Below are 442 nucleotides of genomic sequence, written 5' to 3' on the forward strand. Positions count from 1 at the left end.
ATCTGAAACAGATGACTTTGAACCAGGTAAAAATTATACAATTTTTACGCATACTTACAATGGAATAAAAAGAAATGGTTATCACTTCTATACACAACTTGAAGTTGGAGATAATATTATTATCTATAATAAAGAAAAAGATCAATCAGTAGTAGGTATCGGTGAAGTGTCTCGTCATATTCATGAGAAACCTCCAATTCCAGGTAGAACGAATAGTACGGCTATAGAAATCTTGTATGGCAAGAATATTAACCCAATTTCTTTAGGTCATTTAAATAAACATCAGAAATTAAAGAATTTATATTTCTTACAAGAAAATGCTAAACAAGCTATCGCGAGTATGTCACAAACACAATATGATGCTATATTAGAAATGAGTGACAATAATGGTATTAAAAATCCATTCGAGACAGTTCAAAAATCAGAAGTCACTGAATATCAA

At 29.9% G+C, this 442-nt stretch carries 1 protein-coding gene; it reads left to right on the forward strand.

Translation table 11 applies throughout. From position 1 onward, the window contains the following. A partial coding sequence (locus HZY83_RS07805; RefSeq protein WP_179943478.1) for an EVE domain-containing protein occupies window positions 1-442 on the forward strand: 442 nt, incomplete at both ends.

The sequence above is a fragment of the Gemella sp. GH3 genome, from assembly GCF_013415425.1.
Taxonomy (GTDB): Bacteria; Bacillota; Bacilli; order Staphylococcales; family Gemellaceae; genus Gemelliphila.